Raw genomic sequence first — 888 nt, 5'->3', positions numbered from 1 at the left:
ATTAATCCTTGTATATCCGGTATAAAAACATCGATGTTTGGTAGCATAAAAAATGCTCCAAATTATATTCTAGATAAAAAAGCCTTAGCATGTAAATAGTTTATTATTTTGCTATGGCTTACGATCTCATTTCTAACACCAGCGTGACATTGTGCGGTTATCTTGCTCCCTTGCTTGCTGATAAACTATCAAGAGTGCATAATTTGTCGGCCTATTTCCTCCAGCACTAGAGGCTTGGAGTCAATAGGTCGTTTTTACTTACACCATATAGAAAGCGATACAGTGGCTTACGCTCAACGCCTCAGGGCGGTAGCGTGCCAACTCTTCAGTATTTAATGGCCTGCATAGCACGCTTAACTTTGCTTTGGCAGCCCATATTATTACCAGTACTAGGGACTTTTACGTGATAAGAAAGCAGCATTGTTTAGGAATACTTAGTGCACTGGGCTTAAGCCTGAGTTCTTTTTCAGCGTCAGCCGATTTTTATGCTGGTGCGTTAGTGAGCTACTCAAATGCAGAATTGAAAAGCTCGTCTTCTGAGTCCGTAAAAGAGGGAAGCCCTTTTCTTCTTAGTGCGCAAGTAGGTTACTTCTTTAACGATTACATTGGTTTAGAAGGACGCTATGGGACATCAGTTCAACGTGACAGTGGTCTTGCCGTTGATAGTGTTTTGAGCGGCTTTGTTAAGTTGAATATGCCAGTTTCAGAGCGAGTTGCACTTTATGGTTTAGCTGGGTATTCAAGCGTTCAGCTTAATCTACAAAATGTAGGTTCTCACAAAGAACAAGGATTTAGTTTTGGGTTAGGTATGCACTATGCTTTAAATAACAAAAGCGCGGTGATATTTGAGTTCGTTGATAACGTATCTGAAGACCAGTTTCGCCTTAA

The 888-nt window shown here is 40.5% G+C and carries 1 protein-coding gene; it reads left to right on the top strand.

All coding sequences use genetic code 11. The features are described 5' to 3' along the window. Nucleotides 1-403: 403 nt before the first annotated feature. A partial coding sequence (locus R7Q46_RS25765) for an outer membrane beta-barrel protein (protein WP_318078027.1) occupies nt 404-888 on the top strand: 485 nt, incomplete at its 3' end.

It is taken from the genome of Vibrio sp. 811 (assembly GCF_033339195.1).
Note: the sequence above shows the minus strand (reverse complement) of the source record. Positions and strands in the feature narration are given on the sequence as shown.